This window comes from Pseudoalteromonas sp. NH0006-26, assembly GCF_057552415.1.
In genome coordinates this window covers 20,389-38,535 of the sequence record NZ_BAAJMJ010000006.1, presented here as the reverse complement: position 1 = coordinate 38,535, position 18,147 = coordinate 20,389, and the positions used below count along the sequence as shown (strand labels likewise).

The window sequence follows — 18,147 nt, the reverse complement described above, 5'->3', positions numbered from 1 at the left end:
CAATGGAAAAAGCGATATTAAGAATTGTGCGCCGGTTGTTTCCAGAACTAACCGGCCAATTACATTTACCGCGATGGGGTAGAGTAGTTGCATTGCCAGAACTACCCGCCATCGATGGCGAACGTGGCAGCGATGCGTTTTACCCACGCTATGCTGTAAACGTGCAACTCATTGACGAAAACGGCACAGACACCAAATCAAAACCACTTCAAGCCGTGCCACTTCCATTACCCGGTGCAGGCGATAAGGCTGGCCGATTAGAACCGCCGGCTATTAATTCAATTGTAGAAATTGGCTTTGCCTATGGCCGAGCCGATAAACCATTCATTAGAACTGTATTGCCCTTTGGCTGGGACCTACCCGTAATCAAAGAAGGTGAAACCCGCACCCAAGTGCGTGACGGTGTATACCAACACATTGATGAACACGGCAACTTTGAAAACAAAACAGATGAATCATTAAAAGAAATCATCGGCAAATTAGCCGACCTGCAATGCGAAACACGCAAAGTAATAGCAACTAAAGAGCAAGACCACCGCAGCCCCAAAACATGGTTAGGGAGCGACAGCGAGAACGTGCTCAAGTTACTATCAGAACTAATGGCAACAGTAAAAAAATTATGTGAAACATGTTCAAATCATACACATGACAACTCTGTAGTGCCAAAGGAGGAGGCTGTTTTTAAAAACTATAATGTAGAGATAGAAGCGCAAAAAGTGCGTTTAGATGGTATATCAAAGTAGTTTTGCTCTAATAGGAAAATAAGAAAAGCCATTGTTAGATTTTATAATATATGGTTAATTAAGGTTATCTAATTAATAATTAATGAAAGTTAATTTATGGAATACCCTATTCTCGAAGCTCTTCCACAAATTCATAGTATTATGGTAGCCGTTGGTATTGCTGTTATCGTTACCTATTTCTCAATTAATATCCCCAAATTTAAGGAAGTAGAAAAAAACCTTGTTATATCTTTAGGTGAAGTAAATAGTGTGCTGACTTATAACAGTGTGCGAGAGAGTTTTGATTTTAATTCTTCTAGAGAATCTCCAAGTGATACTAGACCAGATTGGGAAGCGGAGCCTAAAATTTTTTTAAGGCATATATCTAATTACAAAGACTGCACTCCAGATAAAGCTATAGAAATAATAGATAAAGTTAAAAAAATATTCAGTAGGCTTGAAAATTCTTTCCCCCTGGCAAGTGAAATGGTGAACAACGATAAGATTATCCAAACGTATTTACCTAATAAATTATATGAAATGGGTAAGATTGTTGGATCGCTTCATTTTATGCTAGAAAATGATAAAGGAGTATTAAAAAAAATTGCAGCGCGTGCAGATGACCATGAGCAACAAAAGAAATTAAATATACCGATAAGCTATCCACCAGATTTAACTCCTGAAATGAAAAAGATGTGGGAAAAAAATTGGGCGATACAATTTAATAAAGCCAAAGAGCCTATACATAGTATTCTCATTAATGACTACGTTAAAAAAATTAATAAATTAAACACTTTAATTCCAAGAGCAGTTAATAAGCACGAAGAGTACATTAAGTTCGCAGAGCTTGTTGAACTAAAAGAGAAAGCGACTACAGTACTTTGGTCACTTGTATTTATACTTACTTTTGGTATAGCGACACCTCCCATATTACTAACTATTGCACGCTCCAGTGAGAATGAATTACTCTTTACCGCTTCCTCATTTATCTTACTCATTATTACTCTTATACCATATTTCATGTTAATCATTAATTTGTTTAAATTGGTAAAGCAAAAGTTAGAAGTTTATTAACGCTTAAAGTTTCACTTTTTTAGATATTAAAATATTTACTGCTTTTACTTCAATAAAAGCAGTAAAGTCTACGAAAATGAGTACAGGGTTAAGTTAAATTTATTTCAAGAAATCCGCACTCTTCCTCACCCTCCTGCGCGCTCTTTATCGTTATTTTTTTACAGTTTTAAAGTACTTCATTTAAAGCGCCAGCCAGCGCCCTATATAAGGTTCTTAGTGGATCAGGGATCTGAAAAGATCGAAACTAATTTCACTGTTTTACAGTTTAACCGACTGTAATTTATAAGGAATTTAAAATAATAAGGCGATATAACAATAACTTAGTTCGTTTACGTGAGGTTTTAAAGATCAGAGCGGGATTTTAAGAGGCAATAAAATTAATATAAAACAATAATTTAATCAAAAACAAAAATGAAATTGAAAAACACTAAAAAAGCATGCAAAAAATCGATTTTTGTAAAAGCTAAACACATAACTGTTTGCCTTTATTCTGGTGATGTTTAACAATGTCACTATCAAGCTTATAAATAATTTAAATTTAGCGTTACAAAAACCAAACAACGACCAAAACTGTGACCAAAAGAAAATTTTAATTTCATTTTTATTTATAAGTAATTATTTTTAAAGGTTTATTTATTTTATGTGTGAGTTACTTGGCATGTCAGCCAATGTGCCAACGGATATTTGTTTTAGTTTTTCAGGGTTGTTGGAGCGTGGTGGAAATACTGGCCCGCATAAAGACGGCTGGGGTATTACTTTTTATGAAGGTAAAGGCTGCAGAACCTTTAAAGATCCAGAGCCAAGTTATCAGTCAGAAATAGCAAAGCTGGTAAAAGCGTACCCAATTAAAAGCGTATCGGTAATTAGTCATATTCGCCAAGGGAATCGTGGTCGGGTGTGTCTTGAAAACACTCATCCGTTTACCCGAGAGTTGTGGGGGCGCGAAATAACCTATGCACACAATGGGCAGCTTTCAAATTATCACGATTTAAAACCAGAGTATTATCGCCCTGTGGGAAACACCGACAGTGAACTCGCTTTTTGTTGGTTACTTGACAAAATTCGCGAAAAATACCCAAAGCGTCCAAGTAATATGGCGTCGGTTTTTAGATATGCCGCCAAGCTTTCGCATACACTGCGTGAAAAGGGCGTATTTAATATGTTATTGACCGATGGTGTATTTGTTTTAGCGTATTGTACTAATAACTTACACTATATAACGCGCCGTGCGCCATTTGGTAAAGCTACATTGATTGATGCGGACATGGTGGTCGACTTTCAACAAGAAACCACACCAAACGATGTAGTAACGGTTATAGCAACAAGGCCATTAACTAATGATGAGCGCTGGCAAAAAATGCAGCCAGGAGAGTTTGCGTTATTTAAAATGGGTGAATTAATGTAGCTTGGGTAGAGTGAAATGAAACCCAGCTTAAAGTTTTAAATTTAAGTATTAAAATGAAAAGCCCAAGTTATGGTCGTCACACTTGGGCCTTTCACCTTGTAAGCAATTTACTCTGGTGATAGTTCGTTTTTCACTTCTGCAGGTAAAGCAGGTGGGTTGATCACGGTAAACGATTTCATTTGCACTTCAAACTGCTCCACACCTTTTTCACCCTTCCACATGCGCACTAGCATGTAATCCATTTCTGGGGCAAACCAGGCTAAAGCTTGGCGTTTATCGTTATCGTATAAGCGTTTAACTTTCACTGCTTCTACATTACCTATAGGCAGAGAAATCATTTCGGTTTCTACCACTTCAAAGTCGTAGTCACGGCAATTACCTTTTTTATCAACCAACGGAAACGAGAAGTTGGTTTTGCCTTTTTTAAGACCTTCACGAACTTGTACTTGATAAGAAATACCATCTTGGAAGTTATCATGCCATTGGCATTTTAACGGGTAATCGCTGGTGTTACTGGTAACAGTTTTGGTTAGACGGTCAAAGTTAATTTCATACTTTTTGTCAGGCCCAGTGCCTGTGCGGATCATCGTGTAATCAATAGGCTCTACTTTATCATTCATAAAGCTAAAGGTTGATGACTCTTGACGTGAGTCAGAGAAAATCATCCATTCAATATCGCTGTGGTAAGTGACTTGGTAGTTATTATTATCGAGTTTTTTTAGTTCACGCTCGGCTTTGCCATGATTAGTGCCTTTGCGCAAAATATCATAACTAGCTTGGTACTGGGTTAACTCGCCTGCAATCAGGCTGGTAGGAAGTAATAAAGTGCCCGCACATAGTAGCCAAGCACTTAATTTTTTATTTTGGGTAGTGCGCGCCGTGTGCAGGAAGTTGTTTTTCGTCAAGAACTGCATAATCTGCTTCCATCGTAAGTCGTTGTTCACTGAACCACTTGACCACCAAAGGATAAATTATGTGCTCTTGCGCATGCACACGTTTAGCGAGCGTGTCTGCTGTATCGTTTGCTAATACAGGCACTTTAGCTTGAAGAATAACGGGTCCGCCATCTAATTCTTCAGTTACAAAGTGAACACTAACGCCGTGAACGTCGTCTTTTGCATCAATTGCTCTTTGGTGGGTATTCAGCCCCTGGTACTTAGGCAACAAAGATGGATGAATGTTCAACATTTTTCCAACATATTTTTGCACTAAGCTAGGAGTTAGAATACGCATAAACCCAGCTAATACAACTAGATTTGGTTCAAAAGAGTCAATTATATGCATTAACTGGGCATCGTAAGCTTCGCGTGAGTCAAACTCTTTATGACTCAGTACTTGCGTAGCAATGCCTACACTTTTTGCACGCTCTAACCCATATGCGTCTGCTTTATTACTAATAACAGCCGCAATATGAGCGTTTATCTCGCCGCTTTCACAGGCATCAATAATGGCTTGTAAATTTGAGCCACTGCCTGAGATTAAAACTACTAGACGAGTGGGTGCCATTACGCAGCACCACCTACAATTTCAACTTGCTCTTCGCCCGCAACCGCATCTTGAATTTCACCAAGGTGCCATGCGTTTTCGCCAAGATCTTTTAAAATGTTTAAGCTGTTATCAAGTTGATCTGCAGGTACAACTAACACCATACCTACGCCACAGTTGAATGTGCGGTACATTTCGTGAGTGGTAATATTGCCATTTTCTTGCAACCAACTAAATACAGTAGGCCACTGCCAGCTATCACCTTTAACAACCGCTTTAGCAGATTCAGGTAATACACGAGGGATATTTTCCCAAAAACCGCCACCAGTAATATGCGAAAGCGCATGCACATCTACTTGCTTAAACAACTCAAGTAATGGCTTAACGTAAATGCGTGTTGGTTCTAAAAGGTGCTCACCTAAGGTTTTGCCATCAATCACTTGGTTAGTATCAGCGTTAGAGACTTCTAATACTTTACGAATTAGTGAGAAACCGTTTGAGTGTGGACCACTAGAAGCAAGCGCAATAAGCTGATCGCCTGCGGCTACTTTAGTACCATCAATAATTTTTGATTTTTCTACCACACCGGTACAAAAGCCTGCCATGTCGTAGTCTTCACCATCATACATACCTGGCATTTCAGCTGTTTCGCCACCAATTAGGGCACAACCTGAAATTTCACAACCTTTACCAATACCGGTTACTACGTCGGCTGCTGTGTCTACATCTAGTTTACCCGTTGCATAGTAATCTAGAAAAAACAGGGGTTCAGCGCCTTGTACTATTAAATCATTTACACACATCGCAACTAAGTCGATACCTACGGTATCGTGCTTTTTAAGGTCAATTGCTAAACGTAACTTAGTACCAACACCGTCAGTGCCTGCTACAAGTACAGGTTGCTTATAACCTTCAGGAATTTCGCAAAGTGCGCCAAAACCACCAATTCCGCCCATCACTTCAGGACGACGAGTTTTTTTAACTACGCCTTTAATACGCTCAACAAGTGCATTACCAGCGTCGATATCTACGCCCGCGTCTTTATAGCTTAGAGACTGTTTTTGTTCGCTCACAGGTTTTCCTCAAAATAGTTGTTTTGATGCTTACTTAGAAACGCGCGTATTTTACAACAATTGCAGGGGCGCGGCTAGTTGAAATCTATATTTGATTTTAAAGACAAGGACACTTGTCCGCTAGTTGTTGTATTAGTAAACAAAAAAAGCGCCCAATGGCGCTTTTTAACATGAAAATAAAAATTAATACTACAAATTAGGCTTTTGCTGTAAGTATCGCTCTAAGTGGAGCAGGGTAGCCTTCAATGGTTTTACTGGTGTCAGTGGGGTCTAAAAAGTCAACTAAAGATTCGTTTTCCATCCAGTCAGTTTTACGCTGCTCGTCGAGCGTTGTAATAGCACAATCTTTAATTTGCACATCTTTAAAGCCAACACGTTCCATCCACAATTTTAATGCCGCAGTGCTTGGAATAAACCATACATTACGCATTTTTGCGTAGCGGTCGGTCGGTACTAAAACGGTGTTTTCATCGCCTTCAATAACTAAAGTTTCAAGTACTAGCTCACCACCAGGGCGAAGCTGTGCCTTTAATTGCGCTAAAAAGTCGATAGGTGAGCGACGGTGATAAAGTACTCCCATCGAAAATACCGTATCAAATGCTTTAAGCTCTGGTAGGGCTTCTACACCTAATGGCAATAAATGCACGTTTTCATCAGGGTTAAAGTGTTTAATTGCCTGAAACTGACATAAAAATAAGTCAGATGGGTCAATACCCACCACAAACTGAGCACCTTCACCGCGCATACGCCATAGGTGATATCCCGAGCCACAACCAATATCTAATACAGTACGGCCTTTTAATGGCTCAATATGCGGTAGGAGTCGATCCCATTTCCAGTCACTGCGCCATTCTGTATTAATATCGATACCGTGCACATTAAATGGACCTTTTCGCCAAGGCATCATTCGTTTTAATAAATGCGTGGTTTGCTTTTTTTCGCCTTCAGTCATTTCGCCAGGCGCGCCTATTGCTACTTTGCTGACAATATCAACTTGGTTTGTTGATACCTCAGGTAAGTTTTTTAGTACTTTTTGCCATTGAGGCAAATCGCCATGGCTAGCCTCTTGTTGCCAATGCTTTAATTGCGCAGGCAAGGTTTCTAGCCAGTGGCTAAGTGGGCTTTGTGCAATAGCAGCGTAAAATTGGTTAAACCATGCAGACATGTGTCACTCTCTAAATTATTTAATTGCTACCATTGAGCAAAAATTGAAACATTGATACCACACTTGCGTTTGGCTAAAACCAATGTCGCTTAAACGTTGTGTATGTGTGCTAAGTGTATCGGGGCGCATTACGTTTTCAATGGCGGTACGCTTTTGGCTTATTTCCAGCTCAGAGTAGCCATTATGACGTTTAAAGTCGTGGTGCAAGTCAATCAGTAAGTTATCACATTGCTCGTTTTCGGCTTTAATTTTTTCACTTAATAGCAAAACGCCACCGGGCTTTAAATTAGCGTATATTTTTTCAAGTACCGCTTTGCGCTGCACAGGTGGAATAAACTGCAGAGTAAAATTCATCGCCACTACTGAGGCATTTTGAATATCAAGCTCGTTAATATCACCTAATGTAACCGTTACAGGAACATCAGATCTGAACCCTTGTAAATGGACCTTACAACGCTCCACCATGGCTTGTGAGTTATCTACAGCAATAATATGACAGCTATCAGTTTGAATATTACGGCGCATACTTAGGGTAACCGCCCCTAACGAGCAGCCTAGGTCATACAAATTTGAATTTGGCTGAGCATACTCACCAGCTAATTTTCCCATGGTACTTACTATGGTGGCGTAACCTGGTACCGAGCGTTGGATCATGTCGGGAAATACTTCAACCACGTTTTGATCAAAACTAAAGTCTTTTACTTGTTGCTCAGAGGCATAAATACTGTCTTTTATACTCACGAAGGCAGTCTCTTTGAAAATAATAGTGCTATTTTAACATTTTATGCTGGATAGTCAGTGATAAATTCAGTAGCTTGACTAGAATTATGAAGAATAAGTATAAAAGAGATTATTAAATGAGCAAAAGTAAGGTTATTAGTACCGACGACATATTAGCAACATTATGCCACTCAGTAACGGGTGTACTTTCATCAGCCAGCGGCAACGAGATCAGCTATTCAGCCATGGTGCAAAAAATTACCCGCACATGTATGCGACCAGACATAGGTTGTTTTGTTTTATTTGACGGGGGCTTTACCGGCTTAGTTGTTACCAACTTTACGGCGCAAGCGGCGATGGAAATTTATGGCGATTACATGCGTAACATGGGTATGCCAGAAGAGGAAATTGCACACAGCCACTTATCTGATGATGTTTCAAACGTGATGGGCGAGTTGATGAACCAAATAGTGGGCGACTTCACGTCAAAAGTGCGTGAACAGCTGCATACCTCTATTACCCAAAATCAGCCAAAAATGATGGCTATTAATAAACAAGTGCAAATATCGGTTGATACCACTATGGATCGTCCGCAAGCACGTCGCGTAACGTTTACGACTCGCAACCAAAATATCTTCTATTTAGAATTAGCGATGGATAAAACAGAGTTTATTAAACTTCACGACTTTGACATTGTAGAAGCGATAGACCCAGACGATATTATCGAAAATGAAGCTAAGCAAAAAGCGGATAAAGAAAAAGCGAAACAGCCAAAGCAAGATGATAGCGACGACGACTTTATGGCCGAATTAGGGCTTTAATGTTTTTACGTAGGTTGGGTTGAGTAAAACGAAACCCAACGAGCTAGCTGTCAGTTTTTTTGCTATCAGTAAATTTTAAAAAACGCGATTTAGTATCGCGTTTTTTATTATTGAGAGCTTTAATTGCGAGTTAGGTTGTATTTATATTTTACGCTGACCGCTGACCGCTGACCGCTGACCGCTGACCGCTGACCGCTGACCGCTGACCGCTGACCGCTGACCGCTGACCGCTGACCGCTCAATTATACGGATTCTCACCCATCGCAATAGCTACACAAAAAATCCGTAAATCCAGCTCTAGCTGATGGTACTGCGGCTCCATATGGCAGCATAATTTATAAAAGCCTTTGTTATGGTCTTTTTCCTTAAAATGCGCGAGTTCGTGCACCACTAATGCTTTTAATAATGGCTCGGGGCCGCGCAGTAAATCGCTGTTTATTGCTAAATCGTGCTTGCGGGTTTTACCTTGCATACGGTACGTGTGGGTACCGAGCGCATTGGTAACCATATCACCTTGTTTTTTAAACGCAGCGCGGCCAAATGGCGGGGCGTTTTTTAAATATTGCTTTTTAAGCTCAGTGGCGTAGCTATACAGTAACTTATCACTGGTAATACGATGCGCCTGCGGGTACTTTTTAAGTAAATACTCACTTACCTTTCCTGCTTTTATTAGTCCTAATACTTGCTCAACGATATTGGCAGGGTAGCCGGTAAAGTAACGTGCGTATTCACTCATTATTGTCTCTGTATTTTGAATTTATTTTTAAAAAAGTGCTTGCTGCTGGGCTTCTTTTTCACCACTAAATGGGTTGAGTACGTTGTGATTATACCCCAAATCTTGGCAAAACTGGCGAGCCAGCAGCGGCGCTTGGCGGTTATCAGCGGTATGAAAAAACACATAGGGGCTTTTGCCCTCATCGAGCCACTGGCTTACTTTGCTAAGCCAAGGCTGATAAAAGGTCTTATAATCGTTTTCTAAGTTAGCAATAACAAAACGTGCCATAGGCTGCGAGCCAGTAGCAATAGCGTGTACCGGTAAATAAGGCTTTTTTTGTTGTGCATCTATTAGCGCTTCGGTGGTTGGCTTTACTGCAAAGAGCGCCCGAGTATCCATAGCAATGCGGTTTATATTATGTGCCATTAAAAGCTGATTAAGTGCGATTTCGGCCTCACCTTTTTTGAAAAAATCAGGGTGGCGTACCTCAACCCCATAGTTTAGCTCTTTAGGAAGTAACTCAATAAAAGCGGCAAGCTTAGCTAAATGCTGTGGCGCAAACGCTTTAGGTAATTGCAGCATTATTTGCCCTGTTTTTTCAAATAGTGGGGCGAATAAATTAAGCCAATTGGTTAGCTCATGTTGCACGTTACTAAGCTGGAGTTCGTGACTAAAGCGCCGATGAAATTTAAAGGTAAATTTAAACTCATCGGGTACACTGGCAGCCCAGCGTAATACAGTGTCAGGCGAGGGATCGGCATAAAAACTGGTGTTACCTTCCACCGAATTAAAATGCTGCGCATATTCACTGAGCATATCGGCATTTTTACACTGGCGTGAAAATAAATTTCCTTTCCATGCGTTGCTCGACCACTGCGGGCATCCAATATATAGCATACTAACAAAAGCCTTGTTATAAAGTGCCTGTAGTGTAACAAATTACAAAACGGTGCGCTGTAAATTCAACCTAGAAAGGTAAACACGCCCTAGCATCTTCAACCTACTTGGGTATAATGCAGGGCTTAATTTGATTATTTTGAATTGCTAGCGGTTTTATTTTCATTTTGGTGTTTATAAAAACTTTTAAAACAACGGTGTTTAACCGCTATATGCCTTTTATCTGACAGGAAAACTATGCGCTCTATATACTGCGGACAGCTAAATAAAACTCACGTAGATCAGGAAGTTGAACTATGTGGCTGGATCAACAAACGACGTGACCTTGGTGGACTTATCTTTGTCGATTTACGTGATAGAGAAGGTTTAGTACAAGTTGTATTCGATCCGGAAGTTGAAGGATTAATGGAAACAGCTAACAAACTTCGTCAAGAATTTTGTGTTCAGTTAAAAGGGATTGTACGCGCTCGCCCAGATAGCCAAGTAAATAAAGACATGGCAACCGGCGAAGTAGAAATTTTAGGCACGGGTTTAACGATTATTAACCGCTCTGAGCCTATGCCACTTGATTTTAACCAAGTGAATTCAGAAGAGCGTCGTTTAAAATACCGTTACTTAGATTTACGTCGTTTAGAAATGAGCGACCGCATTAAATTACGTGCTAAAGCAAGCAGCTTTGTACGTCGCTTTTTAGATGAAAATGGCTTTTTAGATATCGAAACGCCAGTGCTAACTAAAGCAACGCCTGAAGGTGCTCGCGATTACTTAGTACCGAGTCGTGTACATAAAGGTAGCTTTTACGCATTACCACAGTCGCCACAGTTGTTTAAGCAATTGTTGATGATGTCGGGTTTTGACCGTTACTACCAAATTGTTAAATGTTTCCGTGATGAAGACTTACGTGCTGACCGTCAACCTGAATTTACTCAAATAGATTTAGAAACCTCGTTCATGAGCTCTGATCAAGTACGTGGCATGACAGAGAAAATGATCCGTGAAATGTGGCAGTCATTACTAAATGTGGATTTAGGTGATTTCCCAATTATGCCTTACTCTGAGGCAATGAGCCTATATGGTTCTGATAAGCCAGACTTACGTAACCCAATGAAGCTTATTGATGTAGCCGATTTAGTAAAAGACGTAGAGTTTAAAGTATTCTCAGGCCCAGCAAACGATGAAAAAGGCCGTGTTGCAGTACTAACGGTACCAGGTGGTGCATCACTTTCTCGTAAGCAACTAGATGATTACACTAAGTTTATCGGTATTTACGGTGCTAAAGGTTTAGCATGGATGAAAGTAAATGACCGCGATGCAGGCGTTGAGGGCGTGCAATCGCCAATCGCTAAATTCTTAAATGAAGATGTGATCACGCAGTTACTTGAACGTACTAATGCACAAACAGGCGATATCATTTTATTTGGTGCGGATAAACGCAACACCGTAAATGAAGCCATGGGCGCACTTCGTTTAAAAATTGGTATTGATTTAGAAATCACTAATTTAGATAGCTGGGCACCACTTTGGGTTGTTGACTTCCCAATGTTTGAAGAAGATGACGAAGGCACATTACACGCTGTACACCATCCATTTACTGCACCAAAAGATATTAGTGCCAGTGAGCTTGAAGCAAACCCAGCAGCGGCTATTTCAGATGCTTACGATATGGTATTAAACGGCTACGAAGTGGGCGGTGGCTCGGTACGTATTCACAATGCAGATATGCAAGAAGCGGCATTTAGAATTTTAGGTATTGAAGCGCAAGAGCAGCAAGATAAATTTGGTTTCTTACTTGATGCACTTAAATACGGCACACCGCCGCATGCAGGTTTAGCGTTCGGTTTAGACCGTTTAGTTATGTTGTTATGTGGTACTGATAACATTCGTGACGTTATTGCTTTCCCTAAAACCACACAAGCATCGTGTTTATTAACCGATGCACCAAGCAAAGCTAACAGCGATTCGCTGACAGAGCTTGCAATTAGTGTAGTTGAGAAAGAATTACCAAGCGCAGAATAAAGCTAGCTTTTAGTTAGATCAAAACCCCTTAGGCTAAATACCTAAGGGGTTTTTTGTTTGGCATAACCCAATTTAGGTGCTTTATATTTATGAGTGAGTTATTTAAAGAAAGTCATTATTTTGATCAGCCATTTTTAAACTTTACAGCAAATGCAAAGCGCTTTAGCGATATTGAGTTTGAACAATGTCAGTTTATTGATTGCGATTTTAGTCACAGCCAGTTTAGTGCCTGTCGGTTTATAGAGTGTGAATTTATTAACTGTAATTTGACTGAGCTTAACTGGAATTACAGCTCCTTAGAAGAGGTGAGCTTTGCAAACTGTAAGCTCAATAGCATAGTGTGGGGGCAAGTAAATTGGCCGCAATTAGCGCTAACGTCACCGGTGAGTTTTAATCAGTGTGAGCTGAGCCATAGTTCGTTTTTTGAATTACAGTTAAAAGCGTTAACAATGACGAGTTGTTTTGCCAAAGATGTTGATTTTAGGCACGCTAACTTAACTCAAAGCAACTTCTCGGATACTGACTTTAGAGACAGCCTGTTTCATCAAACTAATTTGAGAAAAGCAAACTTTGTTGGCGCAACGCAATTTAATATTGATATAACAAGCAATGATGTGAGTAATGCAAAGTTTGAACGGCTTGAAGCGTTAAATTTATTAGCTGGACTTGATATCGAGCTGGTTGATTAGCCGCAAGAGTTTACGGCTAATGCGTATATTTACTATTAGCAAGCAGGGCCATTTTTGTTGCGCGCGCTAGCAAGTGCACGGGCTATGCTCAGTAGCTCAGGCGAAATATCATCAGCGCCATCTTTAATCAGTTTGGTTACATCACCAGATGAATATAAGCTATCACGCGGCGATTTAATTCCCAGCTCTCTCACAAAGTCTTTGGTTTTACCTGTACTGCCGGTTTCAATGAACTTAAAAATAATCCGTTCGTTGTTACTTTTCGGCTCGGCTTGTAACACTTTAATTTCTTCTTGGTAGGCTTCAATTCTGCTTTGGAGAATGTCGATGCGTTGTTCAATGCTGCTATATGATTTCATGAATGGATTCTTTTGCGATAATAGTAAAACAATAATCGCTATTATCGCACAAATTAGCAAAGGCGCGCGCTAACCTTTATAATAAAAATTGATGTTAGTTAAAAATGTATAAGTAATACAAGGGAATGCATGTTAAAAATTATAAAAAAGCGTTTAATGTTAAGTGCACTGACTTTAAGCTCTATGCTATTTGCATCATCAAGTTATGCCCAAGACGATGCAATCATTGATGAAAGTCGTAATCGCTCTATACCTGTAAAAATTACCCTACCAGCTAACCACCTTAAGTGCAGCGCGCAAGTCAAATGCCCTGTGGTATTTGTAAATGCAGGATATGGCATTAGCCACAATGAATACACTTTTGCGAGTAAGTTATTTAATGCGCAAGGTTATTTAAGCATTGCGGTAGCGCATGAGCTTAAAAGTGACCCTGCACTTAATCGTGCGCAGCCATACCTAACTACTCGTATGGAAAATTGGCACCGGGGTGTTGTAACACTCAAATTTTTAGTTAATGAGCTAAGTGTTAAATACCCTGAGTATGATTTTACAAAACTCACTTTATTTGGCCACTCAAATGGTGGAGATATCTCAGCCTTGTATACAGCTATTTACCCAAGTGAAGTAAGCCAATTAATTACGCTCGATCACCGCCGCATGTTATTGCCACGCAATAAAAACATACATGTGCTCACACTTAGAGGTAGTGATTACCCAGCCGATGCGAACGTGCTTTTAACCGATAAAGAGTTAACTGTTTATCCTGTTACACAAACGTTGATATCAGAATCACGTCATAACGATATGTACGATGACGGGCCTAAATGGCTGGTGGATAGAATGATTAAAGAGGTAGCGGCGTTTTTAGAAAATTAAACGATACAGTCAGCTTTTAAATTAAAATCCTAAAAATAGCGCAGGCCTACTGCGCTATTTTAGTTTTAAGTTACTCTACTAGTTCACTCACCACCAAAGGGCTATTATGTAGCGTTTTATGCACAGGGCATTTATCGGCTATTTCGAGTAATCGATTTCGCTGAGCGTCAGTTAAATCTCCTTTTAAGGTTATTTTGCGGGTAATGGCCTCTATATTGCCGGTTTTTTCGCAATCATCACAATTTTGGTTGTAATTACGGGTATGGTTAAGCTCTACTTTTATATGCTCTAGCGGTAACTCTTTGCGACTTGCATACATGCGAAGTGTCATTGCAGTACACGCTCCAAGCCCAGCGAGTAAATGATCATAAGGGTCTGGGCCTAAGTTTTTGCCGCCGACATCGGTAGGCTCATCAGCAAGCCATGTATGGTTTTTAGTACTCACGTGTTGAGTGAATTGATGATCTTTTTCTTCAACTAATACACTGCCGTTAGTTAATTTTGCACTATAGGGTGTTTTCTCGTATTCAACATAGCGATTAGCCCACGTAGCAATGACATCGGCTGCGTAGTTAGCGTCTTCTTTATTGCTGAGTAAGTGATCGGCCTTATCTAAACTTATAAAGCTTTTTGGATGCTTGGCAGCGGCGTAAATTTTTTCGGCTTCACTAATATTCACGGTGGCATCAATAGGAGAGTGCATAACCAACAAAGCACGCTTAAGCTTACCTATATGGCTGTTATCGTATTTGGCGATGTCATCTATAAATTGCTTTTTAATCGTAAACTCACGCCCAGCTAAACACACTTTTGCTTCACCCGATTGGTTTATTTCATCTAAATGAGCAGCAAAGTTATGAGTAACATGCTGGGCATCTGATGGCGCGCCTATGGTCGTAATAGCTGACACTTCGGGTATGTGCTCTGCTGCTGCAAGCACCGCAGCACCACCTAAACTGTGGCCTATCAATAACTGAGGTGCTTTAAAGTGTGTTCTTAAGTGATTGGCTGCAGCCACTAAGTCTTGAATGTTTGATGAAAAGTTACTGTTGGCAAAGTCACCATCGCTATTACCAAGCCCTGTAAAGTCAAAGCGTAATACAGCAATGCCTTGCTGAGTGAGCGCGCGGCTTATTCGTGTTGCAGCGGCTACATCTTTAGAGCAGGTAAAACAGTGAGCAAATAAGGCATAAAATTTCACCTCACCAGAGGGCTGTTCAAGTTGTCCAGCGAGTTCTAATTCACCGCTTTTAAAAGAAACTTTTTGTCGCATGTAGAGAGCCTTAACAAGTTGATAAAGTGTGTGGTGCTGATAAAGAAGAGATTGGTACGATGGGGTGAAAATTCAATACAGCTATTGTTTTGATCTTGATCAAGCTAGAGAGGGCTTACCAATTAAGTGCGGACATATGTCCTTATAATTTCAAGGGGGTTTGTCTATCCTCGCACAGCATAAAAATGCAGCCTTTATTACTTGAATTAAGTAGTTAAGCTATATTTGAATGTAATACCAGTTTGCATAAACCTGTGATTAATTTAATGTATTAAGTCGTTGTTTATCGGCGTTTAAAAAACCTTAACTAGAACAACTAGATATAATTTTTTTTGCGTAGTTAGCATGTAATATTTAGTTAATTAAATGGATCTTTACTCAAGCGAATTGGTAAATGGCTTCTAACAACCTACTTACTGGAATGTACCATGCAATTACCTACAGTTGATTATAAAGCGGACGATGCGGCTGCGCAATTTGTTGAATCGTTGAGAAATACTGGTTTTGGCGTATTAAAAAACCATCCTATTCCGCAATCTTTAGTTGAGTCTATTTATAAAAATTGGCAAGACTTTTTTAACTCAGAGCAAAAGCATGAGTTTTTATTTTCAAAAGAAACGCAAGATGGTTATTTTCCACCGTCGGTATCAGAAGTAGCTAAAGGCCATACGGTAAAAGACATTAAAGAGTACTTTCATGTTTACCCTAAAGGCCGTGTTCCTGCACAATTAGAAGCAGATGTACGTGAGTACTACCGTTTAGCTAATGAATTTGCGGCAACATTATTAAGCTGGGTTCAGGCTGAAGCGCCTGAAGAAGTGCGTGCTAAGTTCTCTATTGATTTAAAAGATATGATTGCCCAGTCTGAGCAAACGTTGTTACGTATTTTACATTACCCGCCAATGACAGGTGATGAAGAGCCTGGTGCTATTCGTGCTGCTGCGCACGGTGATATTAACTTATTAACCGTATTACCGGCGTCAAATGAGCCAGGCTTACAAGTACAAAAAACTGATGGCGGTTGGTTAGACGTGCCATGTGATTTTGGTAGTCTAATTATTAATATTGGTGACATGCTACAAGAAGCATCGGGTGGCTACTTCCCATCAACGATTCACCGTGTAATTAATCCATCGGGTAAAGCAACAACCAAATCACGTATTTCATTACCATTGTTTTTACACCCTCGTCCAGATGTGGTGTTATCTGATCGCTACACAGCAGATAGCTACTTACAAGAGCGTTTACGTGAGTTAGGTGTAAAATAATCTTTTAGCATTTGTAATGCTCAGGTAAATAAAAAGCGGCTGTTTAGCCGCTTTTTTAGTCTTTGTGTTTATTGATTTGGCACAAAGTAAATAATGGCATGCATTCTGAGCCACTAAAGGTATAATGCGCGCAACTGGCCACTTTGGCCTAATTTGAAATAGAGAGTTTATATGAGTTTTGATGGTTTAGGTTTATCACAGTCTTTAGTTAATGCGGTTTTAGAAAAGGGCTATGAAACGCCAACGCCTATTCAGGCTCAAGCTATTCCAGCAATTATTGCACGTCGCGATGTAATGGCCGCAGCGCAAACCGGTACCGGTAAAACCGCTGGTTTTACTTTGCCGCTTATTGAGCGTTTATCGTCGGGCACTAAAGCAAAAAGTAATCATGTTCGTGCGCTTATTTTAACGCCAACCCGAGAGCTTGCCTTGCAAGTAAGCGAAAACGTTGAAGAATATGCTAAGCATTCAAACGTGAGTTCGTTTGTTGTTTACGGTGGTGTTAAAATTAACCCACAAATGCAGCGCCTGCGCAAAGGGGTTGATATTTTAGTGGCGACACCAGGGCGTTTAATTGATTTACACAATCAAAACGCGGTTAAATTTGATAGCGTTGAAGTACTGGTTTTAGATGAAGCCGACCGTATGTTAGACATGGGTTTTATCCATGACATTAAACGCTTAATTGCAAAAATGCCTGAAAAGCGTCAAAACTTAATGTTCTCAGCAACGTTTTCGGATGATATTCGCGCGTTGGCAAAAGGGTTAATTAACGATCCGGTTGAAATTTCAGTCGCTGCCAAAAACACCACTGCTAAAAGCGTGACTCAATGCGTGTACGCAGTAGACAAAGCACGTAAAACGGCCCTATTAAGCCATTTAATTCGTAGCAACGATTGGCAACAAGTACTGGTATTTAGCCGTACTAAACACGGTGCTAACCGTTTAGTTAAGCAACTTGAACGCGATGATATTGTTGGCGCGGCAATCCATGGCAATAAATCTCAGGGCGCACGTGTTAAAGCACTTGAAGGCTTTAAAAGTGGTGAAGTGCGCGTATTAGTGGCAACCGACATTGTTGCTCGTGGTTTAGACATTGTTGAATTACCGCATGTTGTAAACTACGACTTACCTAATGTATATGAAGATTATGTTCACCGTATTGGCCGAACTGGTCGTGCGGGGGCATCAGGGCATGCTATTTCGTTTGTAACGGTTGACGATGCAGTAGATTTATATGGCATTGAGCGCTTTATTGGCGAGCTAATTCCACGTGCTGAAGAAGAAGGTTTTGAACCGGCTAACCCTGTTGCTGAGCGCGCACTCGATGCACGCCCGTTACCAGCTAAAAAGCCAAAGAAAAAACAACCATTTAATAAGCCTAAATCAGATAGCAGCAAATCTAATAGCAAAAAGCCTAACAATGGTGGCAATGGTACAGGCCCTCGTCGTGGTGGCTCTAAAAAGCCAGCAGCAAAAACAGACGAGAATGCACAAAATCCTTGGGCAAAGCGTCAATCGGTAGGTGGGAATGGCCAGCGCCGTCGTCGTCCAGCAAATAACGACTAATTAGGTTTAGTTCGCTTTAA

Annotated in this window: 18 protein-coding genes; 9 read left to right on the top strand and 9 right to left on the bottom strand. The window is 40.3% G+C overall.

Annotated elements, in window-relative coordinates; translation table 11 throughout:
* The first annotated feature begins 2 nt into the window (after positions 1-2).
* The 3 genes from AC27JR_RS10480 to AC27JR_RS10470 all read left to right on the top strand — a co-directional run bounded on the left by AC27JR_RS10480 (position 3) and on the right by AC27JR_RS10470 (position 3,201).
* Positions 3-743, top strand: coding sequence for a hypothetical protein (locus AC27JR_RS10480; protein WP_487173544.1), 741 nt, complete (start codon positions 3-5; stop codon positions 741-743).
* A gap of 96 nt (positions 744-839) precedes the next feature.
* Entirely contained in the window at positions 840-1,796 is a 957-nt protein-coding gene (locus AC27JR_RS10475; protein ID WP_487173543.1) for a hypothetical protein, read from the top strand.
* 640 nt (positions 1,797-2,436) lie between these two features.
* A complete protein-coding gene (locus AC27JR_RS10470) occupies positions 2,437-3,201 on the top strand; it encodes a class II glutamine amidotransferase (protein ID WP_008111650.1) in 765 nt (254 codons plus the stop codon).
* A gap of 107 nt (positions 3,202-3,308) precedes the next feature.
* Here AC27JR_RS10470 and AC27JR_RS10465 read toward each other — a convergent pair whose 3' ends face one another.
* From AC27JR_RS10465 to cmoA, 5 genes are all read right to left on the bottom strand, one after another.
* The gene (locus tag AC27JR_RS10465) at positions 3,309-4,106 is read right to left on the bottom strand and encodes a DUF3108 domain-containing protein (protein WP_041709110.1); all 798 of its coding nucleotides are present in this window, start codon (positions 4,104-4,106) and stop codon (positions 3,309-3,311) included.
* Positions 4,060-4,707, bottom strand: a complete 648-nt coding sequence (gene purN / locus AC27JR_RS10460) for a phosphoribosylglycinamide formyltransferase (RefSeq protein WP_054202175.1) — start codon at positions 4,705-4,707, stop codon at positions 4,060-4,062. Before purN ends, AC27JR_RS10465 begins: the two co-directional genes overlap by 47 nt.
* Entirely contained in the window at positions 4,707-5,759 is a 1,053-nt protein-coding gene (purM, locus tag AC27JR_RS10455; protein WP_054202176.1) for a phosphoribosylformylglycinamidine cyclo-ligase, read from the bottom strand. Before purM ends, purN begins: the two co-directional genes overlap by 1 nt.
* Before the next feature lie 196 nt (positions 5,760-5,955).
* Positions 5,956-6,924, bottom strand: a complete 969-nt coding sequence (cmoB, locus tag AC27JR_RS10450; protein ID WP_010391439.1) for a tRNA 5-methoxyuridine(34)/uridine 5-oxyacetic acid(34) synthase CmoB — start codon at positions 6,922-6,924, stop codon at positions 5,956-5,958.
* A 15-nt stretch (positions 6,925-6,939) separates the two neighbouring features.
* Positions 6,940-7,665 (bottom strand): carboxy-S-adenosyl-L-methionine synthase CmoA, encoded by a 726-nt coding sequence (gene cmoA, locus AC27JR_RS10445; protein WP_055011763.1) that lies wholly within the window; start codon positions 7,663-7,665, stop codon positions 6,940-6,942.
* Between the two features lie 116 nt (positions 7,666-7,781).
* On the opposite strand from cmoA, the gene AC27JR_RS10440 reads away from it, so the two are divergent.
* Positions 7,782-8,465 (top strand): DUF3334 family protein, encoded by a 684-nt coding sequence (locus AC27JR_RS10440; protein ID WP_487173541.1) that lies wholly within the window; start codon positions 7,782-7,784, stop codon positions 8,463-8,465.
* Between the two features lie 238 nt (positions 8,466-8,703).
* Here the strand turns inward: AC27JR_RS10440 and AC27JR_RS10435 are convergent, their stop codons facing one another.
* A complete protein-coding gene (locus tag AC27JR_RS10435) occupies positions 8,704-9,201 on the bottom strand; it encodes a M48 metallopeptidase family protein (protein WP_487173540.1) in 498 nt (165 codons plus the stop codon).
* A 27-nt stretch (positions 9,202-9,228) separates the two neighbouring features.
* Positions 9,229-10,077, bottom strand: coding sequence for a DUF72 domain-containing protein (locus AC27JR_RS10430; protein WP_487173539.1), 849 nt, complete (start codon positions 10,075-10,077; stop codon positions 9,229-9,231).
* Positions 10,078-10,314: 237 nt separating this feature from the next.
* Here AC27JR_RS10430 and aspS point away from each other — a divergent pair, with 237 nt between their 5' ends.
* Both aspS and AC27JR_RS10420 read left to right on the top strand, forming a co-directional pair.
* Positions 10,315-12,093, top strand: coding sequence for an aspartate--tRNA ligase (gene aspS / locus AC27JR_RS10425; protein WP_013464572.1), 1,779 nt, complete (start codon positions 10,315-10,317; stop codon positions 12,091-12,093).
* 89 nt (positions 12,094-12,182) lie between these two features.
* Positions 12,183-12,782: a pentapeptide repeat-containing protein gene (locus tag AC27JR_RS10420; RefSeq protein ID WP_487173538.1), complete on the top strand. Its 600-nt coding sequence runs from the start codon at positions 12,183-12,185 to the stop codon at positions 12,780-12,782.
* A 35-nt stretch (positions 12,783-12,817) separates the two neighbouring features.
* On the opposite strand, the gene AC27JR_RS10415 is transcribed toward AC27JR_RS10420, so the two are convergent.
* Complete coding sequence (locus tag AC27JR_RS10415) at positions 12,818-13,141, bottom strand: hypothetical protein (RefSeq protein WP_008111621.1); 324 nt, start codon at positions 13,139-13,141, stop codon at positions 12,818-12,820.
* A gap of 129 nt (positions 13,142-13,270) precedes the next feature.
* Here AC27JR_RS10415 and AC27JR_RS10410 point away from each other — a divergent pair, with 129 nt between their 5' ends.
* A complete protein-coding gene (locus tag AC27JR_RS10410; protein WP_487173537.1) occupies positions 13,271-14,017 on the top strand; it encodes an alpha/beta hydrolase in 747 nt (248 codons plus the stop codon).
* Between the two features lie 70 nt (positions 14,018-14,087).
* Here the strand turns inward: AC27JR_RS10410 and AC27JR_RS10405 are convergent, their stop codons facing one another.
* Positions 14,088-15,290 carry a bifunctional alpha/beta hydrolase/OsmC family protein gene (locus AC27JR_RS10405; protein WP_487173536.1) on the bottom strand — a complete coding sequence of 401 codons (1,203 nt, stop codon included), beginning with the start codon at positions 15,288-15,290 and terminating at the stop codon, positions 14,088-14,090.
* Between the two features lie 428 nt (positions 15,291-15,718).
* On the opposite strand from AC27JR_RS10405, the gene AC27JR_RS10400 reads away from it, so the two are divergent.
* Positions 15,719-16,558: an isopenicillin N synthase family dioxygenase gene (locus AC27JR_RS10400; RefSeq protein WP_008111615.1), complete on the top strand. Its 840-nt coding sequence runs from the start codon at positions 15,719-15,721 to the stop codon at positions 16,556-16,558.
* 171 nt (positions 16,559-16,729) lie between these two features.
* Positions 16,730-18,127, top strand: coding sequence for a DEAD/DEAH box helicase (locus AC27JR_RS10395; RefSeq protein WP_487173534.1), 1,398 nt, complete (start codon positions 16,730-16,732; stop codon positions 18,125-18,127).
* The last annotated feature ends 20 nt before the right edge of the window (positions 18,128-18,147 follow it).

Coding starts and splice junctions, on each gene's coding strand:
- AC27JR_RS10480 (WP_487173544.1), top strand. CDS start 3: ATGGAAAAAGCGATATTAAGAATTGTGCGCCGGTTGTTTCCAGAACTA.
- AC27JR_RS10475 (WP_487173543.1), top strand. CDS start 840: ATGGAATACCCTATTCTCGAAGCTCTTCCACAAATTCATAGTATTATG.
- AC27JR_RS10470 (WP_008111650.1), top strand. CDS start 2,437: ATGTGTGAGTTACTTGGCATGTCAGCCAATGTGCCAACGGATATTTGT.
- purN (WP_054202175.1), bottom strand. CDS start 4,707: ATGGCACCCACTCGTCTAGTAGTTTTAATCTCAGGCAGTGGCTCAAAT.
- cmoB (WP_010391439.1), bottom strand. CDS start 6,924: ATGTCTGCATGGTTTAACCAATTTTACGCTGCTATTGCACAAAGCCCA.
- AC27JR_RS10440 (WP_487173541.1), top strand. CDS start 7,782: ATGAGCAAAAGTAAGGTTATTAGTACCGACGACATATTAGCAACATTA.
- AC27JR_RS10435 (WP_487173540.1), bottom strand. CDS start 9,201: ATGAGTGAATACGCACGTTACTTTACCGGCTACCCTGCCAATATCGTT.
- AC27JR_RS10430 (WP_487173539.1), bottom strand. CDS start 10,077: ATGCTATATATTGGATGCCCGCAGTGGTCGAGCAACGCATGGAAAGGA.
- aspS (WP_013464572.1), top strand. CDS start 10,315: ATGCGCTCTATATACTGCGGACAGCTAAATAAAACTCACGTAGATCAG.
- AC27JR_RS10420 (WP_487173538.1), top strand. CDS start 12,183: ATGAGTGAGTTATTTAAAGAAAGTCATTATTTTGATCAGCCATTTTTA.
- AC27JR_RS10415 (WP_008111621.1), bottom strand. CDS start 13,141: ATGAAATCATATAGCAGCATTGAACAACGCATCGACATTCTCCAAAGC.
- AC27JR_RS10410 (WP_487173537.1), top strand. CDS start 13,271: ATGTTAAAAATTATAAAAAAGCGTTTAATGTTAAGTGCACTGACTTTA.
- AC27JR_RS10405 (WP_487173536.1), bottom strand. CDS start 15,290: ATGCGACAAAAAGTTTCTTTTAAAAGCGGTGAATTAGAACTCGCTGGA.
- AC27JR_RS10400 (WP_008111615.1), top strand. CDS start 15,719: ATGCAATTACCTACAGTTGATTATAAAGCGGACGATGCGGCTGCGCAA.
- AC27JR_RS10395 (WP_487173534.1), top strand. CDS start 16,730: ATGAGTTTTGATGGTTTAGGTTTATCACAGTCTTTAGTTAATGCGGTT.